The organism is Ornithinimicrobium jinqii (assembly GCF_045032595.1).
Classification (GTDB): Bacteria; Actinomycetota; Actinomycetes; order Actinomycetales; family Dermatophilaceae; genus Ornithinicoccus.
On the sequence record NZ_JBJFZS010000025.1, the window covers coordinates 25,404 to 52,371 of the forward strand.

At 74.1% G+C, this 26,968-nt stretch carries 20 protein-coding genes; 7 read left to right on the forward strand and 13 right to left on the reverse strand.

From position 1 onward, the window contains the following. Positions 1-4: 4 nt before the first annotated feature. Positions 5-1,351, forward strand: a complete 1,347-nt coding sequence (locus tag ACI3ET_RS12475) for an adenylate/guanylate cyclase domain-containing protein (RefSeq protein WP_405033383.1) — start codon at positions 5-7, stop codon at positions 1,349-1,351. Between the two features lie 112 nt (positions 1,352-1,463). Here ACI3ET_RS12475 and ACI3ET_RS12480 read toward each other — a convergent pair whose 3' ends face one another. The 8 genes from ACI3ET_RS12480 to ACI3ET_RS12515 form a co-directional block, all read right to left on the reverse strand. Beyond that, on the reverse strand, positions 1,464-2,102 hold the full coding sequence (locus tag ACI3ET_RS12480) for a hypothetical protein (RefSeq protein WP_405033384.1): 639 nt from the start codon (positions 2,100-2,102) through the stop codon (positions 1,464-1,466). Positions 2,103-2,172: 70 nt separating this feature from the next. Next, positions 2,173-4,245, reverse strand: coding sequence for a HelD family protein (locus ACI3ET_RS12485; protein ID WP_405033385.1), 2,073 nt, complete (start codon positions 4,243-4,245; stop codon positions 2,173-2,175). A 189-nt stretch (positions 4,246-4,434) separates the two neighbouring features. After that, positions 4,435-5,604: a glycosyltransferase family 4 protein gene (locus ACI3ET_RS12490; RefSeq protein ID WP_405033386.1), complete on the reverse strand. Its 1,170-nt coding sequence runs from the start codon at positions 5,602-5,604 to the stop codon at positions 4,435-4,437. Positions 5,605-5,625: 21 nt separating this feature from the next. Continuing rightward, a complete protein-coding gene (locus ACI3ET_RS12495) occupies positions 5,626-6,840 on the reverse strand; it encodes an NAD-dependent epimerase/dehydratase family protein (RefSeq protein ID WP_405033387.1) in 1,215 nt (404 codons plus the stop codon). Between the two features lie 168 nt (positions 6,841-7,008). After that, a complete protein-coding gene (locus ACI3ET_RS12500; protein WP_405033388.1) occupies positions 7,009-8,373 on the reverse strand; it encodes a S1C family serine protease in 1,365 nt (454 codons plus the stop codon). Between the two features lie 113 nt (positions 8,374-8,486). Beyond that, positions 8,487-9,995, reverse strand: a complete 1,509-nt coding sequence (locus tag ACI3ET_RS12505; protein ID WP_405033389.1) for a sensor histidine kinase — start codon at positions 9,993-9,995, stop codon at positions 8,487-8,489. Positions 9,996-10,038: 43 nt separating this feature from the next. Further along, on the reverse strand, positions 10,039-10,749 hold the full coding sequence (locus tag ACI3ET_RS12510) for a response regulator transcription factor (protein ID WP_405033390.1): 711 nt from the start codon (positions 10,747-10,749) through the stop codon (positions 10,039-10,041). Between the two features lie 71 nt (positions 10,750-10,820). Then, the gene (locus ACI3ET_RS12515; protein WP_405033391.1) at positions 10,821-12,503 is read right to left on the reverse strand and encodes a DNA repair helicase XPB; all 1,683 of its coding nucleotides are present in this window, start codon (positions 12,501-12,503) and stop codon (positions 10,821-10,823) included. A gap of 80 nt (positions 12,504-12,583) precedes the next feature. Here ACI3ET_RS12515 and ACI3ET_RS12520 point away from each other — a divergent pair, with 80 nt between their 5' ends. Then, positions 12,584-13,525, forward strand: coding sequence for a hydroxymethylglutaryl-CoA lyase (locus ACI3ET_RS12520; protein WP_405033392.1), 942 nt, complete (start codon positions 12,584-12,586; stop codon positions 13,523-13,525). After that, entirely contained in the window at positions 13,522-14,451 is a 930-nt protein-coding gene (locus ACI3ET_RS12525) for a lysylphosphatidylglycerol synthase domain-containing protein (RefSeq protein ID WP_405033393.1), read from the forward strand. The genes ACI3ET_RS12520 and ACI3ET_RS12525 overlap by 4 nt, the downstream gene beginning before the upstream one ends. Here the strand turns inward: ACI3ET_RS12525 and ACI3ET_RS12530 are convergent. Next, positions 14,421-16,019 carry an ABC transporter permease gene (locus tag ACI3ET_RS12530; protein ID WP_405033394.1) on the reverse strand — a complete coding sequence of 533 codons (1,599 nt, stop codon included), beginning with the start codon at positions 16,017-16,019 and terminating at the stop codon, positions 14,421-14,423. The two genes, ACI3ET_RS12525 and ACI3ET_RS12530, sit on opposite strands and share 31 nt — an antisense overlap. After that, a complete protein-coding gene (locus tag ACI3ET_RS12535; protein ID WP_405033395.1) occupies positions 16,016-16,963 on the reverse strand; it encodes an ABC transporter ATP-binding protein in 948 nt (315 codons plus the stop codon). Before ACI3ET_RS12535 ends, ACI3ET_RS12530 begins: the two co-directional genes overlap by 4 nt. Before the next feature lie 58 nt (positions 16,964-17,021). On the opposite strand from ACI3ET_RS12535, the gene ACI3ET_RS12540 reads away from it, so the two are divergent. From ACI3ET_RS12540 to ACI3ET_RS12550, 3 genes are all read left to right on the forward strand, one after another. Continuing rightward, a complete protein-coding gene (locus ACI3ET_RS12540; RefSeq protein ID WP_405033396.1) occupies positions 17,022-18,998 on the forward strand; it encodes a M13 family metallopeptidase in 1,977 nt (658 codons plus the stop codon). Positions 18,999-19,101: 103 nt separating this feature from the next. Then, complete coding sequence (trxA, locus tag ACI3ET_RS12545) at positions 19,102-19,494, forward strand: thioredoxin (protein ID WP_405033397.1); 393 nt, start codon at positions 19,102-19,104, stop codon at positions 19,492-19,494. After that, positions 19,491-19,880, forward strand: a complete 390-nt coding sequence (locus ACI3ET_RS12550; protein ID WP_405033398.1) for a DUF302 domain-containing protein — start codon at positions 19,491-19,493, stop codon at positions 19,878-19,880. Before trxA ends, ACI3ET_RS12550 begins: the two co-directional genes overlap by 4 nt. A 48-nt stretch (positions 19,881-19,928) precedes the next feature. Here ACI3ET_RS12550 and ACI3ET_RS12555 read toward each other — a convergent pair whose 3' ends face one another. Continuing rightward, positions 19,929-22,151: a helicase-associated domain-containing protein gene (locus ACI3ET_RS12555; RefSeq protein ID WP_405033399.1), complete on the reverse strand. Its 2,223-nt coding sequence runs from the start codon at positions 22,149-22,151 to the stop codon at positions 19,929-19,931. Then, on the reverse strand, positions 22,148-23,647 hold the full coding sequence (locus ACI3ET_RS12560; RefSeq protein WP_405033400.1) for a gluconokinase: 1,500 nt from the start codon (positions 23,645-23,647) through the stop codon (positions 22,148-22,150). Before ACI3ET_RS12560 ends, ACI3ET_RS12555 begins: the two co-directional genes overlap by 4 nt. Positions 23,648-23,706: 59 nt before the next feature. Between ACI3ET_RS12560 and menD the strand changes: the two genes are divergently transcribed. Then, entirely contained in the window at positions 23,707-25,464 is a 1,758-nt protein-coding gene (gene menD, locus ACI3ET_RS12565; RefSeq protein ID WP_405033401.1) for a 2-succinyl-5-enolpyruvyl-6-hydroxy-3-cyclohexene-1-carboxylic-acid synthase, read from the forward strand. Positions 25,465-25,651: 187 nt separating this feature from the next. On the opposite strand, the gene ACI3ET_RS12570 is transcribed toward menD, so the two are convergent. After that, positions 25,652-26,947, reverse strand: a complete 1,296-nt coding sequence (locus ACI3ET_RS12570) for a GNAT family N-acetyltransferase (RefSeq protein ID WP_405033402.1) — start codon at positions 26,945-26,947, stop codon at positions 25,652-25,654. Positions 26,948-26,968 lie beyond the last annotated feature (21 nt).

The window sequence follows — 26,968 nt, forward strand, 5'->3', positions numbered from 1 at the left end:
GGGTATGCGGTCCGCCACCCAGCGGGCACTCCTCGCCCTCGCGCTCGTCCTCCCGCTGGCGGGGCTGGCCCTGCTCCTCGCCGTGCCCGGTGCGGACCTGCGGTGGGCCCACCACCCGGCCCACTTCTGGCTGGTCCTGGGCACGGCGGGCCTCTCGGCCGGTCTGGCATGGGCCACCGGGGACGCCGTTGCCCGACGCGGCGACGCCCGTCTGGCGCACGTCTCGCTCGCCTTCCTGGCCTCCGCCGGGTTCCTGGCGCTGCACGCCCTGGCGACGCCGGGGGTCCTGCTGGCCGAGTCCAACGTCGGCTTCGCGGTGGCCACCCCCGTGGGCGTGGCCCTGGGATCGCTGTTCGCGCTGCGCTCGACCCGCGAGGTGGCGGGCGACCGCGCCGTGGCCGAGGTCCGGCTGGCCCGACGGCTGCGGTGGGTGCTGCTCGCGGTCATGCTGGGGTGGGCGGCGGTGTCGCTGGCCGGGCTGCCGCCCCTGGACGGGCCGCCCGCGCCGGCCGAGCGGCTGCCCCTGCTCGTCGCCGTTCCGGGGACCCTGCTCTACGCCGTCGCCGCCTGGCGCTACGCGCGACTGTGGCGCGCCCGGGGCGAGGGGGTCCTCGCAGCCGTCCTCGCGGCATACCTGCTCCTGGGGCAGGCGCTCGTCGCGATGGCGCTCGCGCCGACCTGGCAGCTGTCCTGGTGGGAGTGGCACGTGCTGCTGCTGGTCGCGTTCGCGCTCGTAGCCGTGGGCGCGCGACGGTCGTGGCGGGAGGAACGGTTCGCCGGTCTCTACCTCGACGACACGGCTGCGGGGAGGCGGGAGGCCAGCGTCCTCTTCGCCGACCTGCAGGGGTTCACGACATTCTCCGAGCAGCACCCCCCCGAGGAGGTGACGGCGATGCTCAACGCCTACCTCGCCGAGGCGGTGCCGGCTGTCCTGCGCGATGGCGGGGACGTCGACCGGATCGTCGGGGACGCGCTGATGGTCACCTTCAACACCAGGGGCGACCTGCCCGACCACGCGGTGGCCGCGGTGCGGGCCGGACTGGCGCTCCAGGAGGCCACCGCGCGCGTCTCCGGGCGGCACCCGGGGTGGCCCCGCTTCCGGGTCGGCGTCAACACCGGGCCGGTCACCGTGAGCCTGCTCGGCACGCACGGCGGCCGCACCCACACCGTCATCGGTGACACGGTCAACACCGCGTCCCGGATCGAGGGTCAGGCCCCCGTCGGCGGTGTCGCGGTCGGCCCGGAGACGCTCAGCTCCCTGCCTGGCACCGCCAGGACGCAGCCCCTGGGACTGCTGGCCCTCAAGGGCAGGACCGAGCCGGTCGAGACCACGCTCGTCCTGTCCCTGTGAGACGGGTCGCCGACCGTCGGGGAACAGACGTGCCGGGCTGCCGCGTCACGCTGGTCGTCAGGGCGAGGGGCGAGACACGACACCCCGGCACGGGGGTGCTCGGTTCGCGGTGTCAGCGCTTGACCAGCGACTCCGCGAGGTCGGCCAGCGAGTCGGCCAGGTCGGCGCGGGCGTCGTGGGCGCTGTGCAGCAGACCCTTGACCCCCTTCTCCGCCTTGTGCGAGCCGGAGCCGACAGCACCGGTGACCCCGTGGGCGACCGCTCCGGCCGCACCGGTGACACCGCCGGCGACCGCTCCTGCGGCGTCGGTGACGCCACCCGCCACGGCCTCCGCCGCGTGCTTGGTGCCGGAGATCGCGGACTGCATGGCCAGGGTCAGACCGGCGCCGACGAGCCAGACGTCCTTGGCCAGGCTGGTGCCCTCGCCGGTCGGGCGGATGCCGTCGTCCTGCGTCATGCCCGGCGTCTTGAGGTAGAGCCCGGTGAGGGCTGCGCCGAACGCGGCGAGCGCGGACCCGGCCACGACGGAGGGGACCGTGGGCAGCAGCAGCGCGGCCCCCAGGCCGATCTCGCCGTAGGCCAGCGCCTTGGTGAAGTCACCGGCCTTCATGTCCTTGAAGACGGGGTAGACGCTGGAGGTCCAGCCGTGCATCTTCTCCTGCTCCTCCGGGCCGGCCTTGAGCTTGCTCAGGCCGGAGTTGAGGATGAAGGCGCCGGTGGCCAACCGCAGCGGGACATGGGTGGGGTGCATGGTCACTCCTAGATCGTGCGGGGTATGTCGTCGGCCTCCACGGTATGCCGTGCCCCGCCCGGGTGCGACCTCAGCCCTGCACGAGGGGCCCGGGCAGGGGCTCGGCGTGCACGACGGTGAGCCCGCTGACGGCACGGGTCAGCACGACGTAGAGCCTGCGCAGGCCGCTGCGCTCGTCGGGCTCGGCCGCCGCGATGACGGCGGGTTCGACCACGACGACCTGGTCGAACTCCAGGCCCTTGGCCACCGTCGCCGGCACGAGGTGGACGGGCAGCAGCCGTTCCTCGGCGTGCTCGCCGTCGAGGACCTCGTGCTCGAGGCCGGCGTCGGTGAGGGCCGCGGCGACCCGGGCGACCCAGGCGTCCGGCACGACGACGCCCACCGTGCCCTCCTCCTCGGCCGCCGACGAGACGGCCCTGACCGTGCCGGCCACGGCGTCGTCCACCCGGACGACGTCGAGACGCCCCGGGTGCGTCCTCACCGACTCGGGCGCCGCCAGACCCGGCGCGATGTGCGGGAGGAGGCGCGCGGCATACCCGATGACGGAGGCGGGCACCCGGAAGCCGCGGACGAGGACCTCGAGGTGGGTGGTGTCCCCGTCGAGGTCCTTGCCGAGGTGGGTCAGGGACTCCCGCCAGCTGTCGGTCGCCCACGGGGTGGTGCCCTGCGCGATGTCGCCGAGCACGGTGAGCGAGCCGGTCGAGGCGCGCCGGCCGACGGCCCGCAGCTGCACGGGCGAGAGGTCCTGGGCCTCGTCGAGGACGACGTGGCCCAGGCTGGGGGTGCGCTCGAGCAGGTCCGCCGCCTCGTCGAGGAGCGCGAGGTCGGCGACCGTCCAGCGCGCCGATGCTGGTGAGCGGGGTGCTTTGTCCCACACCATGTCCCGCTGGTCGGGCGCCAGCCCCTCGCCGGCGCCAAGGACGTGGGCGAGGACGGACTGCGGGGTCAGCTGCGGCCAGAGCCCCTTGACGTACGCCGTGACGGGAGCCGACCGGGCCACGGTGTCCTGGACCCGGTCGTCAGGGGAGTCCCCGGCACGCTCCATCTCCAGCAGCACGGCGTGCGCCAGCCGCTGGGGGAGCATCGCGCGGGCGGCCGTGTAGCGGACGCCGCGGGTGCGCAGCTCGTCGAGGATGTCCTGGACCTGGTAGGCGGGGACCCGCCACCGGCGCGACCCCCGCGGGACGACCAGGGCCTCGGTCGCGGGGCGCACGTGCGACCACACGGCGTCGTGGAGGACCTGCGCCATCCGCGCCTCGCCCTTGAGCCGCGCCACGTGCGGCGGGTCGACGGCCCGCACGGGGGCGTGCCCGACGAGCTCCTCGACGGTCGTGTGCCGCACGGTGATCTCGCCGAGGGAGGGCAGGACCGCGCCGACGTGCTCGAGGAAGGCGCGGTTGGGGCCCACCACGAGGACACCCGAGCGCGCCAGCCGGTCGCGGAAGGCGTAGAGCAGCCAGGCCGCCCGGTGCAGGCCGACCGCGGTCTTGCCGGTGCCCGGTGCGCCCTGGACGCAGATGGTGGTGCTCACGTCGGCGCGGACGATCTCGTCCTGCTCGGGCTGGATGGTCGCGACGATGTCACGCATGGGGCCGATGCGGGGGCGCTCGATCTCGCGGGCCAGGATGTCGCTCTGGCCCTGGCGCTGTCCCTCCGGGCCTGGGCTGTCGTCGCCCGTCCCGTGGCCCGGGGCGCTGAGCCACTCGTCCTCGAGCGCGGTGATCTGCCCGCCCTCGACCCCGAAGCGCCGCCGCCGCAGCACACCCATCGGCTCGGTCGGGCTGGCCCGGTAGAAGGGCGTGGACACCCCGGCCCGCCAGTCCACGACGACCGGGTCCCCGGACTCGTCGGTCACGTGGCGGCGGCCGATGTAGAGCCGGGCCTCGCCGTCGGAGGCGACGGTGTCGATCCGTCCGAAGAACAGCGTGGTGCGCGGGTCGTCCCGCAGGGCCTTGGCGCGCATCCACAGCGTGTGGGCCAGCACCTCCCCGGCGATCGCGTCCCCCGCGTCGGCGCTCAGAGAGAGGGTGTGCTGGCGCATGCGGGACAGCTGGGCGCGGGCGAGGTCGAGGTGGGACCGCTCGGCGGCGAGCTCCGCCTCGGGCGTACGCGGCGGCGTGGTGGTGGGGGGTGGTGGGGGCACGGCAGACCTCGGCAGGAGGAGGGGGGAGCGCGACTGTACACCCGGTGAGCAGGCGTCCACCACCCCTCTCCCCGGCAGACGGCGTTCCTACGGCCGGATGCAGCAGGGGGTGAAGAAGGCGACCTGCCCGTCAGTCGCGGCATGCGGCCCCCACCCACGTGACTCAGCGCGCGGTGCGGCCGTGCGGTGTCAGGGGTGCTTCGCGCGCAGCAGCCGGGGGACCGGGCGCCGACCCTCGTGCCGCTCGATCGTCAGCTCGTAGTCGCGCACGAGCGACTTGGTCGCAGCCCGCCATGAGTGCTGCTCCGCGTCCGCGCGCGCGGCCGCCCCCATCCGCTCGCGCAGCACCGGGTCCACGAGCAGCCGGCGTAGGCGGTCGGTGAGCGCGTCGGCGTCGCCGGGCGGCACGAGGAAGCCCGTGCGACCGTCGTCGATGACGAAGGGGATCCCGCCCGCGTCCGCCCCCACGACCGGCACACCGCTGGCCATCGACTCCAGCGCCACCAGACCGAGCGTCTCCGTCGTCGACGGGAAGGCGAAGACGTCGGCCGAGGCGTAGGCGGCGGCCAGGTCGGCGCCGCCCAGGTAGCCGGTGAACACCGTCCGCGTCCCCGCGAACATCCGCTCCAGCTCGCCCCTCCCCGGCCCGGACCCGACGAACGCCAGCCGCGCGCCGACGTCCGCCAGCCGCCGCATCGGCTCGAGCAGCTGGTCGAGGTCCTTCTCGCGGGAGAGCCGCCCCACGTAGAGGACGAGGGGTGCCCCGGGGTCGCCGCCGGTGAGGCGGTGCCGCATACCCTCCGTCCGGGTCCCGGGGTGGTAGGTGACGGTGTCGACGGCCTTGGGCCACAGGTCGACCACGCGGATCCCGACCTGACGAGCCCGGTCCACCATCTGCTGCGAGGTGCACAGGTTGACCTCGGCCAGGTTGTGCATCCCGGTGATCCACCCCTGGGACGGCGCACGCAGGAACGACAGGCCGAGCCGCGTCGTGTAGGACGGCACGTCGGTGTGGAAGCTGGCCAGGAGGGGCAGGTTGCGGCGACGCGCCGACACCACGCCGTAGGCCGCCAGCCACACCGGGTTCACGGCGTGCACGACGTCGGGCTGGAAGGCCGCGATCTCCCGGGCGATGCGCGCGGTCGGCAGACCCACCTTGATCTCGGGGTACCACGGCCGGAAGGACAACGACCGCACCTTGACCACCCGGTGCGGGCCGTAGCTCTCCGGCGGGTTGCCGGGGGCGAAGACGAGGGCGGTGTGCCCCAGCTCGGCCAGCTGGTCCAGGGTCCGGGTGACGCGGGTGACGATCCCGTCGACCTTGGGCAGGAAGACCTCGGTGAAGAGCGCGATGCGCACGGGAGGGTATGCCGTTCGCGCTCAGACGGCCTGGTCGACCGGCCGCCGCGAGGTCGGCACGCCGGGCTGCTGCTCCTGGGTCCACACGGAGGTGCAGGGGATCTTCTCGAGGTCGGCCCGGGCGGCGTAGCGCTCGGCCACGTGCTCCACCTCCAGAAGGAGGCCCTCGGAGAGGAAGGTCGGCTCCAGCCCCAGGTCGAGGAAGGTGTCGTTGGTGACGTGCAGCTCGTTCTCGGGCGCCTCGTGGCGCGGGTTGGGCACGAGCTCGACGGTGGCGCCGCTGATCCGGGCGACCAGCTCGGCCAGGTCGCGCACGCGGTGCGTCTCGGTCATCTGGTTGTAGATCTTGACCCGGTCGCCGAGCCTCGGCGGGTTCTCGAGGGCGATCTGCACGCAGCGGACCATGTCGCGGATGTGGATGAACGCGCGCGTCTGGCCGCCGGTTCCGTGGACGGTGAGCGGGTAGCCGACCGCCGCCTGCATGAGGAAGCGGTTGAGGACGGTGCCGTAGTCGCCGTCGTAGTCGAACCGGTTGATGAGCCGCTCGTCGCGCAGCGTCTGGTCGGTGTGCGTGCCCCAGATGATGCCCTGGTGCAGGTCGGTGATCCGCAGCCGGTCGTTCTTGGCGTAGTAGGCGAAGAGCTGCTGGTCCAGGCACTTGGTCATGTGGTAGATCGAGCCCGGGTTCGTCGGGTAGAGCAGCTGCTGGGGGACCCGCTCCCCCTCCTCCGTGGTCACCTCGACGTCGAGGTAGCCCTCGGGAATCTTCATACCCGCGGTGCCGTAGCCGTAGACGCCCATGGTGCCGAGGTGCACGAGGTGGGTGTCCAGGCCGGCCTCGACCAGCGCGCAGAGCACGTTGTGGGTGGCGTTGGTGTTGTTCTCGACGGTGTAGCGCTTGTGCGCCGGCGACTTCATCGAGTAGGGGGCGGCGCGCTGCTCGGCGAAGTGGACGAGCGCGTCGGGTCGCTCGGTCGCGAGCAGGTCGCGGAGCCCGTCGTAGTCCTGCGCGACGTCGATCTGCGCGAACCGGATCTCGCGCCCCGAGGTCTCCAGCCAGGCGGCCAGACGCTCCTCGACGCCGGCGATCGGGGTGAGCGAGGAGGTCCCCAGCTCCTCGTCGATGCGGCGGCGCGAGAGGTTGTCGACGATCACCACGTCGTGACCGAGGTCCGAGAGGTGGAGGGAGGCCGGCCACCCGCAGAATCCGTCGCCACCCAGGACAACTACCTTCACGATGCACTCCTTGCGCGTGGTAGCGCCGCAGGGACAGGCGACGCGGTCCGCTCACGGTACCAACCGAACCTCGGAACCACCGCCCCCGCCGTCCGGGGAGCGGGGGAGGACTCCACGGGGGTCGGGGCGGCGGCCCGGGCCGTGTGCGGGTCCGCCGGCGGTCTGCCGTCAGCGCGAGTCCGGGCGGGTGGCCAGGGTCGCCGTGACCTGCACGCGCTGCCCGTCGCGGACGACGTCGAGCACCGTCTCCTCGCCCGACGCGCGCTCGCGGACCTGGCCGACGAGAGCCAGGGCGGAGGACACCTGCTCGTCGTCGATGGCGACGATGAGGTCGCCGGCCTGCAGCTGGGCCACCTCCGCGGGTGAACCGGGCTCGACCTCGGACACCAGGGCGCCCGACGTCGTGGCGCCGCCGACCTCGGTCTCGCCGTCGGCGAGAGCGACGCCGAGGAAGGCGTGCTCGGCACGCCCGTCGGCGATGAGCTGATCGGCGATGAGCTGGACCTTGGTCGCCGGGATCGCGAAGCCGATGCCGATCGAGCCTGCCTGCGAGCCGCTGGCCGAGGGAAGGGCCGCGATGGAGGAGTTGATGCCCACCAGCTCGCCGGCGCCGTTGACGAGCGCGCCGCCGGAGTTGCCGGGGTTGATGGCCGCCGACGTCTGGATGGCGTTCGTGACCACCCGGTCGGAGGAACCCTGCCCGCCGTTCGAGCCGGTGGTCGTCACCGGTCGGTCGAGGGCACTGACGATGCCGGTGGTCACCGTGCCGGAGAGGCCGAGCGGGTTGCCCACCGCCATCACGGGGTCGCCGACGGCGAGGACGGCGTCGTCACCGACCGCGACCGGGGTCAGGCCGTCCGGGGTGGTGGCCAGGCGGAGCACCGCGAGGTCGCTCGAGGGGTCGGAACCGACGACCTCCGCGTCGTAACGGCGACCGTCCGCCAGCACCACGCTGACCTCGGAGCCTCCCTGCACCACGTGCGCGTTCGTGACGACGTGACCGTCGGCGTCCCAGACCACACCGCTGCCCGAGCCCTGGCCGGTCTGACCGGCGACCTCGATCGACACCACGCCGGGGGAGACGGCCTCGGCGACGGCCGCCCAGTCCTTCTCGCCGGTGAGCGCGACGGTGGTGCCCTGGGTGCCGGCGTCGGAGCCGCTGCCGGTGGAGGATGAGGTGGAGGAGCTGGCCTCGGGCGTCGCCGCCCGGACGGCCGCGTACGTGCCTCCCGAGGCCAGCGCCGCCGCCAGCAGGCTCGCGACCGCGATGTCGCCCCAGCGGCGCGTGCCGCGCTCGCGGGTGGGGGTCGAGGTCGGCGGTGGCATCACGGCCGCGGGGACCGCGGCCGGGGCGGCCGGGCTGGGCGCGGCTGAGGTGCGGGGCGCGTCGGTGGCGGGGGCGTAGGGCGGGGCGGAGGCGTCGACGTGGGGCACCGGAGCCGTGTCGTCCGGGCGGATCCTCGAGGTGTCGTCGTCCCCGCCGGAGAAGGGTGGACGGGGGTCGTTCTCGGGACGCTCGGACTCGGTGCTCATGAGGACCATTCCAGCAGGTCGCCATGGGACGAGACTGTGATGTCGCTGTGAGTCGGCTGGACGACCGGCGCCGGTCGACGGCGGGGCGCCGCGGAGTCGGGACGTGACCCGGGTCAGACAGGGTCGAGCGCGGGGCGTGCCTCGGCCGCGGGCAGCTCGACGCGGAAGGTCGCCCCGCCGCCGGGTGTGGGCAGGTGCCGCACGCTGCCGCCGTGCCGTCCCACGATCGCGGCCACGATCGCCAGCCCGAGACCGGTCCCGCCCGACTCGCGGCTGCGGGAGCGGTCGGCGCGGTAGAAGCGCTCGAAGACGCGCTCGGCCGTCTCCGGGTCGAGGCCCGGGCCGTGGTCGCGCACCTCGACGACGACCGACCCGCCGACGTGGCCCAGGGCCACCTCGACCGGTGTCCCCTCAGGTGTGTGGGCGAGCGCGTTGGCGACCAGGTTGGTGAGCACCTGGCGCAGCGCGCCGTCCTCGCCGGCGACCACCGCGGTGGAGCCCGGCACGAACCCCTCGACGGGCACGAGGGTCACCTTCCGGTCGGGTGCGCGGACCTGGGCGTCCTGGACGACGTCGCCGGCCAGCACCGTGACGTCGACGCGCGTGGTCTGCAAGCGCGGCCGTCCCTCGAGCCGGGTCAGGGTGAGCAGGTCCTCGACGAGCCGCGTCATCCGGGTCGCCTCGCTCTCGATCCGGCGCATCGCGCCCTCGACCTCCTCGGGCGGGACCGCGCCCACCCGGTACAGCTCGGCGTAGCCCTTGACGGTCGCCAGGGGCGTCCGCAGCTCGTGCGAGGCGTCGGCGACGAAGTCGCGCATCCGCTCCTCGGAGGCCTGCTGCACCGCGAAGGAGTGCTCGATCTGCGCCAGCATCCGGTTGAGCGAGTCCGACAGCGAGCCGACCTCGTCGTTGGAGTCGCGTGGGGGGATGCGGCGGGTGAGGTCGCCGGCCGCGATCGCGGCGGCCGTGTCCTCGATGCGGGTGAGCGGACGGAAGGCCCGCCTCACCGCGAACCACCCCAGCACCCAGACCACCGCGAGCGTGGTCAGGCCGATGCCGAGGGTGAACACCGCCAGCTGCCGCACGGTGTTGTCGACGGTCGTGAGCGGCAGCGCGACGGCGATGGTGCCGCCGATCGTGCCCTGCCCGTCCGTGATCCGTGCGGCCAGCACCCGCCACGTGCCGATCCCGTCCGTGCCGCGGACCGTGTAGGGCCGACCGAGCTGCGGGTCGTCGACGTGCACGGCGTCCAGCGCGGGCGGGCTGACGTCGAGCTGCTCGAACATCAGCTCCTGCGCGGGCTTGGTCGTGTCGGCCGGCGTGAACAGCACGTAGTACGGGTTCGGGGGGATGAACACCTGCTGCTCGAGCTCGTAGCGCCGACCGCTCGCCCCTTCGATGATCTGGTTGGCGGCCCGCTGGGCCAGCGGCTCGATGTAGGCCCGCAGGTCCGCGTCAGCCCGGTCCACCAGGTAGGAGCGCATCATCATCATCGACACGGACGTGGTCAGCAGGTAGGCCACGAGGACCAGCAGCACGACGACCGTCACCAGCCGCCGGGTCAGCGACAGACCGTGGAGGCGCTGGTATGCCGTGCTGCGCAGGCCCGGGATGAGGCTCACCTCGTGCGCGTCTGGGGCTCGCCGCAGGACGCGGGGAGGTGGCTCACCTGGGGGCGCGCAGCACGTAGCCGACGCCGCGCTTGGTGTGGATGAGCGGCTCGCCGACGACGTCGATCTTGCGCCGCAGGTAGGAGATGTAGGACTCGACGATGTTCATCTCGCCGCGGAAGTCGTAGTCCCACACGTGGTCCAGGATCTGGCTCTTGGACAGCACCCGACCGGGGTTGAGCATGAGGTAGCGCAGCAGCTTGAACTCGGTGGGGGAGACCTCGATGACCTGGCCCGCGCGGCGCACCTCGTGGCTGTCCTCGTCCAGCTCCAGGTCCGCGACGCGGAGCACGTGGTCGTCCTCCTCGTCGACGATGCGGGTCCGTCGCAGCACGGCGCGGATCCGGGCCACGACCTCCTCGAGGCTGAACGGCTTGGTGACGTAGTCGTCGCCGCCCACCGTCAGCCCCTTGATCTTGTCCTCGACCGAGTCCCGGGCCGTCAGGAACAGGATGGGCATGTCGCGGCCGGTCTCGCGCAACGTCCGGGTGATCGTGAAGCCGTCCATGTCGGGCAGCATGATGTCCAGGACGGCGAGGTCGATGGGGTGCTCGCCGGCCAGCTGCAGCGCGGTGCGCCCGTCGGGGGCGGCGTGGACGGCGAAACCGGCGAAGCGCAGGCTCGTGGTGAGCAGCTCGCGGATGTTCGTCTCGTCCTCGACCACCAGGAGTGTGGCCTCTGGGTTCTGCGTGGTGGACGTGCTCATGTCTCCATGGTCCACCCGCACCCTGGGTCTTGTCTGGACGTCTGCTGACAACGATTCATGCCTGTCGTGCCTCAGTCCAGCGTGACGAGGTCCTCGGCGTCCACGATGCGGTAGGCGTAGCCCTGCTCGGCGAGGAAGCGCTGCCGGTGAGCGGCGAACTCGGCGTCGACCGTGTCGCGGGCGACGGCGGTGTAGAAGTGCGCGGTGCGCCCGTCACCCTTGGGCCGCAGGACCCGGCCGAGACGCTGCGCCTCCTCCTGCCGGGAGCCGAAGGTGCCGGACACCTGGATGGCGACCGAGGCCTCGGGCAGGTCGATCGAGAAGTTGGCCACCTTGCTCACCACGAGCAGGTCGACCTCGCCCTCGCGGAACTGACGGTACAGCTCCTGGCGCTGCCGCACGGTCGTCTCGCCGGTGATCAGGGGCGCGTCCAGCTGCTGCGCGAGCGACTCGAGCTGGTCGAGGTACTGCCCGATGACCAGCGTGGGCTCCCCCCGGTGCCGCTCGACGAGCGCCTTGACCACGTCGTCCTTGGCCGGTGCGCACGCGGCGAACCGGTAGCGCTCCTCCGGCTCGGCCACGGCATACGCCATCCGCAGGGGCTCGGGCAGCGTGACCCGCACCTCGACGCAGTCGGCCGGCGCGATCCAGCCCTGCGCCTCGATGTCCTTCCATGGCGCGTCGTAGCGCTTGGGGCCGATGAGGGAGAAGACGTCGGACTCGCGACCGTCCTCGCGGACCAGGGTCGCCGTCAGGCCGAGGCGCCGGCGCGCCTGCAGGTCGGCGGTCATCCGGAAGATCGGGGCGGGCAGCAGGTGCACCTCGTCGTAGAGCACCAGGCCCCAGTCGCGGGCGTCGAGCAGGTCGAGGTGCGCGAAGACGCCCTTGCGCTTGGTCGTCAGCACCTGGTAGGTCGCGATGGTGACGGGACGGATCTCCTTGCGGGCGCCGGAGTACTCGCCGATCTCGTCCTCGGTGAGGGTCGTGCGCGCAAGCAGCTCGTCGCGCCACTGGCGCGCCGAGACCGTGTTGGTCACCAGGATCAGCGTGGTCGTCGAGCTGCGCGCCATCGCCGCCGCACCGACCAGGGTCTTGCCCGCGCCGCAGGGGAGGACGACGACGCCCGAGCCGCCGTGCCAGAAGCTGTCGACGGCCTGCTGCTGGTAGGGGCGCAGGGACCAGGGCGAGGTGCCCCGGGCGTGCCCGTCGACCGCGGGGCTGCCCCCCGTCTCGAGCGCGATGGGGTGGGCCTCGCCGTCGACGTAGCCCGCCAGGTCCTCCGCCGGCCAGCCGGCCCGCAGCAGCTCCTGCTTGAGATGGCCCCGCTCGGAGGCGTGGACGGTGACGGTGTCGTCGTCGACCCTGCCGGAGATGAGCGGCTTGATCTTCTTGTGGCGCAGCACCTCGGTCAGCACAGCGCGGTCCGTGGTGCGCAGCACCAGCCCGTGCTCGGGGTCCTTGTCGAGGCTGAGCCGGCCGTAGCGGTCCATGATGTCCGCGACGTCCACGAGCAGGGACTGCGGGACGGGGTAGCGGCTGTGGGTGATCAGCGCGTGCACGACCTGCTCGGCGTCGTGCCCGGCGGCACGCGCGTTCCAGAGGCCGAGCGGCGTGACCCGGTAGGTGTGGATGTGCTCCGGCGCGCGCTCCAGCTCGGCGAAGGGCGCGATGTCGCGCCGCGCCGTCTCGGCGTCGGGGTGGTCCACCTCGAGGAGGAGGGTCTTGTCGGACTGGACGATCAGGGGGCCGTTCATCGTGGGGACAACGGTATGCGGTGCCGCGGGCATTCCGGACCGCAGCGGGAAGGGGTGGCCGGCGGTGCGAGGATGAGGCCATGACGACGCCGTCGCTGCCCATGACCGTGCCGATGCCGGGGATGCCCGAACGGGTGACGATCTACGAGGTCGGGCCCCGGGACGGCCTGCAGAACGAGAAGATGGTCGTCCCCGTCGGGGTCAAGGCCGAGTTCGTCCGACGGCTCGTCGCCGCCGGGCTGGACACGATCGAGCTCACGAGCTTCGTGCCCCAGCGGTGGGTGCCGCAGCTCGGCGACGCCGAGGAGCTGCTCGACCTCCTGGGTCCGGTCGGCACGGGCCAGCAGCGGCCCGTCCTCGTGCCCAACGAGCGCGGCCTGGACCGCGCCCTCGAGAAGGGTGTCTCGGCGATCGCCATCTTCGGCAGCGCCACCGAGACGTTCGCGCAGCAGAACCTCAACCGCTCGGTGAGGGAGTCCGTCGAGATGTTCGCGCCCGTCGTCAAGCGCGCGCTGGACTCCGGCCTGTGGGTGCGCGCCTACGTGTCGATGTGCTTCGGCGACCCCTGGGAGGGGCCGGTGCCCGTCGACCAGGTCGTCGACGCGTGCCTTCGCCTCATGGACCTCGGCTGCGACCAGCTCTCGATCGGCGACACCATCGGCGTCGGCACGCCGGGCCACGTCGTGCGCCTCCTCGACGCCCTCGACGACGCGGGCATCGGTCCGGACCAGGTCGGGGTGCACTTCCACGACACCTACGGGCAGGCGCTCGCCAACACTCTCACCGCGCTCCAGCGGGGGGTGAGCGTCGTCGACGCCTCCACCGGCGGGCTGGGCGGCTGCCCGTACGCGAGGTCCGCGACCGGCAACCTCGCCACCGAGGACCTCGTCTGGGCCCTGGACGGCCTCGGGGTCGAGCACGGCGCCGACCTGCAGGCGCTGGTGGAGACCAGCGTGTGGATGGCCGACCAGCTCGGGCGCCCTGCCCCGTCGCGCGTGGTGCGGGCGCTGGCCGGGCAGTGACGCTGGTCCTCGACCTGCTGCGCTCGCGGTGGGCCCGACGGTTCTTCGTCGTGGCCGCCGTCGCGGCGGCCGTGGTGGCCGTGGTCCTCGAGCGGGACGCCGTCGGGGAGGCGCTCGCCCGGGCCTCGTGGCCGCTGGTGCTCCTCGCCGCCGTCCTGTCCCTGGTCAACGTCGTGCTCGCCGCCCTGTCCTGGCGCTCTGTCTCCGCCGGCCTGGGCGCCCCGCTGGGCGTGCGCGACGCGGGCGTGGTCTACCTCGTGGGACAGGTCGGCAAGTACCTGCCCGGCGGCGTCTGGAACCTCGTCGCCTCCGCCGAGCTGGGCAGCGACCGCGGCGTGGCCAGGCGCCGGACCGTCGGGAGCCTCCTCGTCGCGGTGCTCCTGTCCGCGGCGATGGGCGGGCTCCTGGTCGTGCTCACCCTGCCCGGCGCCCCGGGTCCGCTGCAGGACCTTCCCTGGCTCGTCCTCCTCGCACCGCTCGCCCTCCTCGCCGTGCTCCCCGCGGTGCTCGACCGCGTCCTCGCCACGCTGCTGCGGCTCACCCGTCAGGCGCCGGTCGAGGAACGGACCGGCGCCGCTGCGACGGCCGCGGCCTGCGGGTGGTCGCTGCTGTCCTGGCTGGCGGTGGGCCTGCAGGTGCTCGTGCTCGCCCTGTCCGTCGGCGCCGAGCCCGGCCCGGCGTTGCTCCGCGTGTCCGTCGGCGGTTATGCCCTCGCCTGGATCGTCGGTTTCGTGCTGGTCTTCCTGCCTGCCGGCGTGGGGGCGCGCGAGGCCGTCCTGGCCCTGGCGCTCGCACCGGTGCTCGACACGGGCGCGGTCCTCGTCGTCGTGCTGCTGTCCCGCGTGCTGGTCACCCTCGCCGACCTCGCGGCGGCCGGGCTGGCCCTGCTGGTCCCTCAGGGCAGCCGCAGGTCCCGGCGCCGGTAGCCCCAGACCCCGAGCGCCATCAGCGCGAGAGCTGCCGCCGTGCTGATCAGCACCGGGGCCCACGCCATCGGGTCGACGGGCAGGGCCGGCAGCGGGTGCCACGGGGTCAGGCGGACGAGCCAGTCGGGCAGCCCGAGGATGGAGCCGACCCAGACCACGAAGAGGGACCAGCCGACGACCACCCAGACGAGCCAGCCGAGCTGGGGCGCCCAGCCGTGCAGCAGGACGGCGATCCCGATGACCAGCAGACCGCCGGGGGCCAGCGCCAGTGCCGCCCCGACCGAGTCGGCGAGCACCGAGGCGTCGCCGCGGTCGAGGGACTCGGGCAGGGCGAGGAGAGCACCGAAGACCGCGAAGAGGGCGGTGCTGGCGACGACGGCGAGGACCAGGTGGGACAGCGCCAGGCGGGTGCGCGGAACGGCGGTCGAGAGCAGGAGCTCCGCGTGCCCGCGGTTCTCCTCGGCCGCCAGCCGGTGCCACAGCTGGACGCCGAGCACGGCGACGAGCACGGAGACGATCGCCAGCATCGCGACGAAGAAGGCGTCGACCAGCTGGTCGGCGCCCTGGCCGAGCCGGCGGAAGACCATCTCGAGCTGGGGGAGCTCCTGCAGCATGCGGTCGAAGGAGCCGGACAGCGAGCCCATGCCGAGGGCGAAGACCGCCAGGCCGATGAGCCAGCCGAGGATCCCGCCGCGCTGCAGCCGCCACGCCAGCCCGCCGGTGGACAGCAGCCCCTCGCGCGCACGGGACCGGCCGGAGCGCACGGCCCACAGGCCGGCGCCGTGGTCGCGACGGCTCTCGAGCGCGAACGCGGCGCCGACGAGGACGACCGTCAGCGCGGCGGGCAGGAGCAGCACCCACCAGCGTTCGTCGGCGTAGGGCCGGGCGAGCGCCATCCACTGGACCGGCGAGGCCCAGGCGAGGTCGCGGGCGACGGAGTCGTCGGCCGCCGCGTCGGCCACGGCACGGAGCAGGAAGGCCGCACCGAGGACCGCGAGACCGAGCCCGCGCGCCCCCCGCGACGACGACGTCACCTGGGCGGTCACGGCACCGACCCCGACGAAGACGGACGCGACCAGGGCGACCCCCAGCCCGAAGGCGGCCGACCCGACGACGGGTTCCCCGACGGCGGTCATGCCGACGGCGATGAGGACCCCCAGGGCACCGCAGGCCAGCAGGCCGACCACCACGCCGGCGGTCAGGGGTGCGTGCCGTCCCACCACGCCGGAGCGGACCAGCTCGGTGCGGCCCTCCTCCTCGTCGGCGCGCGTCACCCGCACCACCCCGAGCACAGCCATCACACCGGCGACGGTCGCCGCGAAGGTGCCGACCCGCCATACCGTGAACCCCCCCGCGGTGGTGAGGTCCGTGGGCGGCCCGAGCATCCCCCGCATGGTGGGGTTCGCCGCCATCACGTCGAGGACCCCGCCGCCGGCGAGGTCGCCGACCACGGTCTCGTAGGCCGTCGCCGTCGCCGGCGCGACCGCCGCGAGGCCGAGGACCCAGGCGAGGTAGAACCAGCGGGTCCGCCGCAGCGCCAGCCGGACGAGGGAGCCGAGCCCGGTCACGGTCGCGCCCCCTCCGGCCCCGTCGCTGCTGCCGGCGCGTCCACGGGCGGTGCGGTGCGGTCGTCGTAGTGGCGCAGGAAGAGCTCCTCCAGCGTCGGCGGGTGCGAGGTGAGCGAGCGGACGCCCAGGGGGACGAGGTGGGACAGCAGGTCCCCGAGCTGCGAGTCGTCCACCTGGCAGGAGAGGTGGTGGCCGTCGACCACGACGTCGTGGACCCCCGGGAGGGCGCTCAGCTCCGCCGGCACGGGGACGGCGAGCCCGGCGCTGACCTGGGTGCGGGTGAGGTGGCGCAGCTCGGCCAGCGTGCCGCTCTCGACGATGCGGCCCGAGCGGATGATCGAGACCCGGTCGCAGAGGTGCTCGACCTCGGACAGGATGTGGCTGGAGAGCAGCACCGTGCGCCCTCGCTCGCGGTCGGCGCGCACGACCTCGCGGAACTGCGCCTCCATCAGCGGGTCGAGCCCCGACGTCGGCTCGTCGAGCAGGAGGAGCTCGACGTCGGAGGCCAGGGCGGCGACCAGCGCGACCTTCTGCCGGTTCCCCTTGGAGTAGGTGGAGCCCTTGCGGCTGGGGTCGAGGTCGAAGCGCTCGACGAGGTCGGCCCGGCGCCGTTCGTCCAGGCCGCCGCGCAGCCGGCCGAGCAGGTCGATGACCTCGCCGCCGGTGAGCCCCGGCCACAGGGCGACGTCGCCCGGGACGTAGGCGAGCCGGCGGTGCAGCTCGGCGGCCTCGGACCAGGGGTCCCCGCCGAGCACGGTGGCGGTGCCGGCGTCGGCGCGCAGCAGCCCCAGGAGCACGCGCAGCGTGGTGGACTTGCCCGCGCCGTTGGGCCCGAGGAAGCCGTGCACCTCGCCCCGCCGGACCGACAGGTCGAGGCGGTCGAGCGCCACCGTGGTGCCGAACCGCTTCGTGAGTCCCTGGATCTCGATGGCGACGTCGTCCATGGCCACACGATATGCCTCCCGGCACGCTCGGACCCGGTGCCTCGCATACGGTGGTCCGATGCACCCCGGCATCGAACGCGCGCACATGGACCTCACGGTCCGCCCCCAGGACGACCTCTTCGGCCACGTCAACGGCACGTGGCTGGCCAGCACCGAGATCCCGCAGGACCGGGCGCGCTACGGCGCCTTCGACCTGCTGAGGGAGAACGCCGAGGCGCGGGTGCGCGAGCTCATCGAGCGGGCGGCCGAGCAGCAGCCGGCCCTCGACACCCCCGCGGGCAAGGTCGGCGCGCTCTACGCCAGCTTCATGGACACCGACCGGGTGACGGCGCTGGGCACCGCGCCGCTCGTCGAGCCGCTGCGCCGCGTCGCCGCCGTGACGTCCGTGTCCGACGTGGTGCGGGTCTCGGCGGAGCAGGAGCGCGAGGGTGCCGACGGTCTCGTCCACGTCTGGGTCACCGCCGACGCCGGCGACCCCGACGACTACATCGCCTACCTCCACCAGGGCGGCCTGGGCCTGCCCGACGAGGCCTACTACAGGGCCGACGAGCACCAGGCGGTCCGCGACGCCTACCGCGTCTACCTCGCCCGGCTGCTCGAGCTCGCCGGACCGGCCCTGTCCGAGGCCGGTCTCGGGCTCGGCGAGGACCCCGTCGGTCGGCTCTGGGCGCTCGAGGCACGCATCGCCGAGGCGCACTGGGACCGGGTGGCCGCCCGCGACGCGGTGCGGTCCTACACGCGGCTCTCCCGTGCCGAGCTGGCCGAGCAGACGCCCGGCTGGGACTGGGACGCGTGGGCCGCGGGCCTGGACGCCCCGGCCGGGTCCCTCGACCACGTCGTCGCGCGCCAGCCCGACGTGCTCGCGGCGGTCGGTCGCGCCCTCTCGGACGTGCCGGTGGCCGACTGGCAGGTGTGGCTCGCCGTGCGGGTCCTCGACTCCCTGGCCCCCTACCTCACCGACGAGCTCGTCGCCGCCCACTTCGACTTCCACGGGCGGGCGTTGAGCGGGACCCCGGCCAACAAGGAGCGCTGGAAGCGCGGGGTGGGCCTGGTCGAAGGACTGCTGGGCGAGGCCGCCGGGGAGATGTATGTCGCGGAGCACTTCCCGCCGGCCGCGCGCGAGCGCATGGAGCAGCTGGTGCAGAACGTCACGGAGGCCTTCCGCCGCCGGATCGCCGACCTCGAGTGGATGGGGGAGGACACCCGTGCCCGCGCGCAGGAGAAGCTCGCCGCCTTCCGACCCAAGATCGGCCACCCACCCACCTTCCGGGACTACACGGCATACCGGCTCGACCCCGAGGACCTCGTGGGCAACGTGCGCCGCGGCACGGCCTTCGAGACGGACCGGCAGCTGGCCAAGGTCGGGCAGCCGATCGACCGCGACGAGTGGCTCATGACGCCGCAGACCGTCAACGCCTACTACCACCCGATGCTCAACGAGATCGTCTTCCCGGCCGCGATCCTGCAGCCGCCGTTCTTCGACGTGGAGGCCGACGACGCTGTCAACTACGGCGGCATCGGGGCGGTCATCGCGCACGAGATCGGGCACGGGTTCGACGACCAGGGCAGCCGCTACGCCGGTGACGGGTCGCTGACCGACTGGTGGACGCAGGAGGACCGCGAGCGCTTCGACGCCCGGGCCCAGCGGCTCATCGAGCAGTTCAGCACGCTCTCGCCGCGCGACCTGCCCGACGAGGCCGCCACCGTCAACGGCGGCCTCACGGTCGGGGAGAACATCGGCGACCTCTGCGGGCTGGAGCTGGCCCACCTCGCCTACGCGATCGCGACCGACGGCCGGGCCCCGGACCTCGACGGGTGGACCGGGGAGCAGCGCTTCTTCCTCGGCTGGTCCTCGGTGTGGCGCACCAAGGCCCGCCCCGAGGAGGCCCGTCGACTGCTCTCGGTCGACCCGCACGCCCCGGCCGACCTGCGCGCCCACACCGTGCGCAACGTCGACGCCTTCCACGCGTCCTTCGGCACGCAGGAGGGCGACGCCCTGTGGCTCGCGCCGGAGGAGCGTGTGCGGGTCTTCTGAGCCGGTGGCGGGAGGGCTCACCGAGCTCGCACGGAATACCCCCACGGGTATGATGTGTTGAGCACCTGGACGTCACACGACCACGACACGAAGGAGCGCCCCCATGGCGACGGTAGACCTCAGCGCAGCTGACTTCGAGCAGACCATCACGCAGAACGAGATCGTCCTGGTGGACTTCTGGGCGGCCTGGTGCGGCCCGTGCCGGATGTTCGCCCCCGTCTACGAGAAGGTCTCGGCCGTGCACGAGGACGTCGTCTTCGCCAAGGTCGACACCGAGGCCGAGCAGCAGCTCGCCGGGGCCGCCCAGATCACCTCGATCCCCACCCTGATGGCCTTCCGACAGGGCATCCTGGTGTTCGAGCAGCCCGGCGCACTGCCGGCCTCGGCCCTCGAGCAGGTCATCGAGGGCATCCGCGGCCTCGACATGGACGAGGTCCGCGCCCAGATCGCCGCGCAGCAGGCCGGCGTCGAGACGCAGGAGGAAGCAGTCGGATGAGCTACACCTTCGGGGTCACCGTGCCTCAGCCCTACGAGGAGACCGTCACCGCCACCAGGGACGCCCTGGCCGAGCAGGGCTTCGGGGTGCTGACCGAGATCGACATGGCGGCCACCCTCAAGACCAAGCTGGACGTCGACGTGCCCAAGATGGTCATCCTCGGTGCCTGCCGGCCCCCGCTGGCGCACCGGGCGATCACCGTGGAGCCCTCGATCGCCGCCGTGCTGCCGTGCAACGTGGTGGTGCGCGAGCTCGAGGACGGCAGCACGCGGGTGGAGGCCTTCGACCCCGACGTGATGATGGGGATGGCGCAGAGCCCGGTGCTGCAGGAGGTCGCCACCGACGCCCGCGAGCGGCTCACGGCCGCCCTGGCGACGCTGGGCTGACCGGAGCAGGGCTGACCGGAGCAGGGCTGACCGGAGCAGGGCTGAGCCCTACTCCGCGGCGCGGACCCGCGTGACCCGGTGGACGAGGAAGGTACGGGCTGCGTCGCCGTCCCCGACGACGGCGCGGACCCGGCCACCCTCCACCCTCAGGGGACGCACGAGGTGCGTCGCGACGCCGCCGGAGTCGTCGGCATACCCGATCCACAGGGCCTCGCCCGCCGCCGCGGCCTCGCGCAGCGCCGCGGTGATGACGATCGGGTCGGTGGAGGAGGTCTCGTCCAGGCCCGCCGAGCGGGCGCCCTCGCCCCGGCGCATCAGCGCCACCACCTGCCGGGCCACCGCGGCGTCGACGCCGGTGACCACGACCGGTGAGGCGGGCCGCAGGGTGGTCCGCCGCCACTGCGGCGCCCCCACCTGGACGCCGCCGTCCCCGCCCTCGACGACGGGGCCGTACTGCTCCTCGCGCAGGACGTCGAGCACGGTCGGGGCAGGGACCGCCGAGACGAGCACGGTCGGCGCGATCCGTCGCCACTGCATCATGCCCAGCGCCCGGTCGTGCTCGATCCGGTCCAGCAGGGCGGGGTCGTCGCAGCGCAGGTAGCTGGCGGTCGCCCCGACCCGCACCTGCCCGTGCCGCCGCGCCACGTCGCGCACCAGGTAGTCCAGCGGCTGGGGCACCCCGGTCCGCGAGGCCTCCGCCAGCTCGACCAGGACCCGGTCGGCCGACCAACCGAGGTCCAGGGCCCGCCGGACGCTGGTCTCGCTGAACCGGTGCACGGTCGCCCCGCCCCGCGACTCCACGTCGCTGACCAGCCTCATGAGCGTGCGGACCGGGCCGTCGAGCCGACCGGGCGCGATGGCGGTCAGGTCCGCCTGCAGCAGCACGTGGTCCACCGGCGGCGGCACGAGCGGCGTCATCAGGCTCGCCGCGGCCTCGACGCCCCCCGGTCCTTCGCGCAGGAGCGCCCGGCCTGGCCCGGACAGGGCGCCGCGACCGGTGACCCCTGCCCACTCGGCCTCGCGCAGCACCACCTGCAGCGCCACGCCCACGTCGCCGGAGCGCGCGGTGCGCAGCGGGTGCCGCCAGCGCAGCAGGGCCGCGAGCCCCTCCTCGGTGGGGGCCGTCCCGGGAGCCAGGGTGTCGAGGGCGGCGAGGGTGTCCTGCCGCCGCTGGCGACCCCAGGGGTATGACGTGTGCGTGGAGAGGGCGTTGACCCGTCCCGTCTCGCCGGACCCGACCAGGCTCGGAGCGGCCGACATCGACCACCAGGCGCGGGCCAGCCGGGCCCAGCGACGACCCGTGTCCTCCTCGAGCCAGTCGTCCGCGGCCGTGGTCGGGACCCAGGCCGGTTCGGCGGTCTCGCGCAGGCGTCCACCGTCGTCGACGGCGACCAGGCCCGCTGCGTGCAGCGTCTCGACGAGCCAGGCCGCCTCGTCGTCGGCGATCTCCAGGTGGCCCGCGAGCCGTGCGAGGTCGCGCACCGCGAGGCCCCCGCCCCTCAGCTGCCGCGGTGGTCGCGCGCCCCAGCTGTCGACGACCTCGGTCGCCAGCACGAGCAGGTCCGCGGCGCGTCCGCCGGAGGCCAGGTCGACGACGTCAGGGTCGAGCAGCGTGCGCTCGACCTCCGGCGGCTCGGTCGCCGGGTGCCGGTGGAGCCGTCCGTCGCGCAGGGCCAGCGCCACCTGGCGGGGGAGGAGGACGTGCCCGTCGTCGACCCGGAGGAGCAGGCCGGTCCCGACCAGCGCCTCGGCGGCGGCCGCCATCGGCGAGCTCCCGGCGCTCAGCGCACCGACCGCCGGCCCCCAGGTGAGCGCCTCGACGAGGCTGCGCTGCCGCTCGTCGAGGGCGGCGAGGGCGGCGGTGAGCGCCGCACCCTGCGGCGTCTCCTCACCGGGCGGACCCAGCCCGGCCGGTTCACCGACGACGTCCACGACGGGGCGCGCGGGCCTCATCCCCTCCGGGGCCTGCCAGCACAGGGCGAGCTCGCGCAGCCGCGACGTCAGCACCGTGGCGCGGTCCTCGTCCGTGCCGAGGAGTCCGGCGACGTCCGCGGGCTGCGCGGGTGCCGCGACCACGACGGCTTCGAGGGCGTGCAGGTGGGCGACGTCGAGACCGTCGAGGGCACGCTGGATGCTGGTGCGCGTGGTGGCCCGGGCGGCCAGGGCGGTGACGTCCGTCGGGGCCGGCCGCGCCAGGTCGGGCCGGGCCCGCAGCAGGGCCGCGAGCTCGTCGTCGCTGCGCCCGCGCAGGTCGTCGGCCAGCGACCTCACGCGAAGAGAGCCTCGTAGACGCCCTGGAACCGCTGGAACCGCTCGGTGTAGTAGGGCCGGCGGCTGTAGTCGGGGGTCAGCGTCCGGACCTTCTCCGGGCGGGCCCGGCGCACGTTCGGGGCGAGCGTCTCCAGCGCCAGCAGGGCGGTGCCGTGGAGGGTGGTGCGCTTGAGGCGCACGGGGGTGACGGGCGTGCGCATCGCGTCGGCCATCACCTGCAGCAGCTCGGGGTGGTCGGTGGTCACCTTGCCGCCGGCGAGCAGCCGCTCGGGCTGGGGTGCGACCTCGCGCAGCTGGCTGGCGATGCGGGCGTAGGAGAGCGCGATGCCCTCGACGACCCCGCGGTAGACCTCGACCGGGGCCGAGGCGGCCGACACGCCGGTGAAGACCGCCTGCGCGCCGGCGGCCCACCCGGTACTGCGCTCGCCGGAGAAGAACGGGAGGACCAGCGGAGTCGTCTCGTGCGGCTCGGCGACGAGCGCGGCGGACAGCACCTCCGTCTCGACCTGGTCGACGGCCAGCGTGACGTCCGCCCAGGCCAGCGCCCGGCCGACGTCGTTGAGAGCCCCCCCGACGAGGGAGCGGTCGTGCGAGACGCGGTAGCACCACAGGCCCGGCGGCAGCTCCTCGGGCATCTCGCGCACCAGCACCCGCAGCGCCCCGGAGGTCGCGCACGAGGCGCCGATGCTCGTCTCGTCGAAGGCGCCGAGCCCCACGTTGGCGGCCAGGCCGTCGGCGACGGCCGCGAACCAGCTCGCCCCCTCCAGGGCGGGCCAGCGCTTGGCGAGCCGTACCGCGCGCTTGGTCTCCAGCGCCAGCGGCTCGTCGAGGTGGTGGATCGGCGGCAGCTGGTCCAGGCGGATGCCGGCGATCTCGACGAGCTCGTCGTACCACTGCGCGGTGTGGCGGTCGACCATCCCGGTCCAGGACGCCGTGGAGGTGCCGGTGGCCAGGGTGCCGGTGATCACGCTGAGGACGTAGTCGCCCAGCGACAGGTAGTGCGCCGCCTTCGCCACGACCTCGGGGCGCTCCTGGGCGAGCCAGCGCAGCCGCGCGGGCCAGTAGCTGGAGTGCACGCGGGTGCCGGTGCGCTGCTGCAGCGCTTCCTCGCTGAGCTCCTCCCGCAGCGCCACGACCTGCTGCGAGCAACGGCCGTCGGCGTAGGTGAAGCACGGCGTGAGCGGCGCCCCGTCGGCGTCGACGGCGACGAGCGAGGAGGCGAAGGTGTCGATCGCCACCCCTGCGATCCGCTGGTCGCCGACCGCCCCGACGAGCTTGTCGACGATGGAGCTCAGCTCCTCCACCACCTGGTCGGGGTCGATCTCGGAGGTGCCGTCCGAGGCGGTGGTGAAGGAGTGGGCCACCTTGGCCCGGCGACCGACGGGCCGTCCGTGCGCGTCGTAGACGGCGCCCCGGCTCGCCGTCGACCCGACGTCGAGCGCGAGCACCAGCGGTGGGACGGCGTCCTTGAGCTCGATCTCGAAGTCGGAGGCCATAGGCCACCACTGTAGAGCGGCGCGGAGCACGGGCCCGCACGCGTGCGAGGATCGGGGCCGTGCACCCGTCCACCGCGCTGGCCACCGTCCTCGTCGACGAGCTCGTGCGCGGCGGGGTCCGGGAGGCCGTCCTGTGCCCGGGGTCCCGCTCGGCACCGCTCGCCTACGCGTTCGAGGAGGCCGACCGCTCCGGACGGCTGCGCCTGCACGTGCGGGTCGACGAGCGCTCGGCCGCCTTCCTGGCCCTGGGTATAGCGCGCTCCTCAGGTCTCCCTGTCCCCGTGGTGACCACGTCCGGCACGGCGGTGGCCAACCTGCACCCCGCCGTGCTCGAGGCGCACCACAGCGGCATACCGCTGGTGGTGGTGTCCGCTGACCGGCCCACGGAGCTGAGGGGGACCGGGGCCAACCAGACGACGGTCCAGCCCGGGATGTTCGGCGGGGCGGTGCGCTGGGAGGTCGACCTGCCAGCGCCCGACGCGCGCCCGGGGCAGGTGGGTGCGTGGCGCTCGACCGTGTGCCGTGCGCTCGCCGCCGCCCTCGACGCCGCCGGCTCCGGAGGCTGGGTGCGGTCCGGGCCCGTGCACCTCAACGTCGCGCTCCGGGACCCGCTCGCACCCGACCTGGACGACACGACGGGATGGGGGGAGGCCCTCGACGGGCGCGCGGACGGCGGGCCGTGGGTGCGGGTGGGGAGCCGCGACGACGACGGTGACCCCCGGACGGTGGTGCTCCTGGGCGACCTGACCGACCCCGCGGTGACGGACCTGGCGCTGTCGTGGGCCGCCGCCTCGGGATGGCCGGTGCTGGCCGAGCCGTTCGGCCGGCTGCCCTCCGGACCGACCGTGGTGCCGCACGGGGTGCTGGTCGCGGCGGACACGGCGCTCGTCGACGAGCTCGCGCCGGGGCGGGTGGTGGTGGTGGGTCGGCTGACGCTCTTCCGGGAGCTCGGTGCGCTCCTGCGTCGTCCGGGCGTCGTGGTCGAGCACGTGACGGGCGCGCCGTCGTGGACCGACCCCTCGCACGTGGTGGGGCTGGTGCGCCCGGTGACGGACCTGCAGCGGGCCGAACGGTCCGCCGACCCCTCCTGGGCGCAGCGGTGGGTCGCGGCGGGGGAGTCGTTGTCGGCGGCGGTGCGGGAGGCCGCCGGTCTCGGCTCGGCTCCTGGTCCTGACGCGTCTCCTCATCTCACGAGCGTCGGGGTGGCCGTGACGGTCGCGTCGCTCCTCGGCGAGGCGGACACGCTGGTGCTCGGGTCGTCCAACGCCCCGCGCGACCTGGCGCTGGGGCTCGGGGCCCTGCCGCAGCCCGCCCGCCCGGTGGTGGTCGGCAACCGCGGCCTCGCCGGCATCGACGGCACCGTGTCGACGGCCGTCGGGGTGGCGCTCGCGCAGGCGGCACAGGGTCACCGGGACGGCGGCGGCGGGAGCGCCGGCCGCACCGTCGCGCTGATGGGCGACCTCACCTTCCTGCACGACACCAACGGTCTGCTCGTCGGCCCGGACGAGCCCCGGCCCGACCTGACGATCGTGGTCGTCAACGACGACGGCGGAGGAATCTTCTCCACCCTGGAGTACGGCGCCCCCGAGCGGTCGGCCACCCCCGAGCGCCGGACAGCGACCGAGCGGCTGTTCGGGACTCCGCACGGCACGGACCTCCAGGCCCTGTGCGCGGCGCACCACGTCGGCCACGTCCGGGTCGGGACGCTCGCCGAGCTTGCCGCGGTCCTGGCTGAGCGGGGCGGGCTGCGCGTCGTCGAGGTGGCTGTCGACCGCTGGGGCCATCGAGCCCTGCGCGACGTGCTTCGTCGCCGGTAGACCTTCGGACCACACCCTCCCGCCCGCGCCCCCGACCGCCCTCCCGACCTGCCCCCGACGTCGGACCGCGCGTGTGCACCGCGCACGCTGCGAGACCGTCGCTACGGCGCACCTGGCGCAGCGTGCGAGCTGCACGAGCGGTGCGGCGGCGGCCCGAGCGCCCGCCCGCCACCCCGCGACCGCACGCTCAGAAGCCGATCGCGCCGTAGGGCTCGGTGTCGGCGCGCATCGCTCTCGAGAGCCGACGGATCGCTCCGGGCGTGCGCTCGCTGCCGCCGAGCGCCGGGACCTGCGAGGCCACCGTGCGCCCGCCTCCGTAGGCTGCAGCCAGCACCGCGGTCGGCACGCAGAGGTCGGCCTCCTCGTCGGTGCGCTCGCACGTCGCCCTGCCGTCCGCGACGGTGAGCCGCCAGCGACCGGCGTTCCACGGGCACAGGTCGTCGGTGACGTCGAGCACGAGGTCGCAGGGTGCGGCATACCCGCGCTCGGTCAGGGCCCGAGGGAGGTCGACGAGCCGCAGCCACAAGGAGTCGTAGGCCCGGATGCCGACCGACCGTGGCCCGCCTGCCCACCAGATCACGGGGTCGTCGACGGTCCGGGCCCACAGCGTGGTCTTGCTGGTCAGGTCGAAGTCGACCAGCCGTCGCACGAGGGCCAGGAGGCTCGCGTGGTCGACCGCCCCGAGCTCGACGACGGAGACCTCACCGGCCGGCAGCTCCTCCTCCCACTTGCTCTCGCGGCGGAGCACGGCATACCCCGTGGTCTGCCCGTCGCGGGAGGACAGCAGCAGGCGGCGGGGCTCCTTGGTGCCGCGCGCCTTGGGGTGGTCGCGCCACCAGGTGCCGGACATGGCGTCGGGGCGGGTGACCGCGCCGAGCGTGGCCCGGGCGGTGGCCAGGTGCGCCTCGTGCAGGGCGGCCATCCCCTCGGCGGTGGGCGCGGTGACCATGTGGACCTGCACGCCGTCGGCTCCCTCGACGACCGCCGGGGGTGCTGTCAGCTCCGTCCCGCGACCGAGCGTCAGCTTGACGTCCAGGCTGGAGCAGCCGTAGCCGAACCGGCCGTAGATCGCGGCCTCGGAGGCGTGCAGCCCCGCGAGGGCGGCCTCGCCGCGGTCGTGCACCCGGTGCAGGTGGTCGGTCATCAGCCGGGTGAGCAGGCCCTGCCGGCGGTGGTCGGGATGGACGCCGACCCAGGTCAGGCCGTCCATCGGCAGGCTCCTCAGGGTGCCCTCCGGGCCGGGGACGGTGACCGTCATGTCGAAGGCGCCGTAGATCCCGACGAGCGGCGGCCGGTCCTGGGGCGCCTCTCCGGGCAGCGGGTCGCCGACCCGCTCCAGGGCCCGGGCGTGCCGGAAGTCGATGTCCGGGCTCAGGTCCTCCGGGGTCCCGCCGGGCAGCACCTCGAACCAGACGGTGTCCTCCAGCTCCTTGATCCTGGGCAGGTCCGCGGGCGTCAGGTCGATCAGTCGGGTCTGGCTCACGACGTCAGTCTTGTCCGCCTA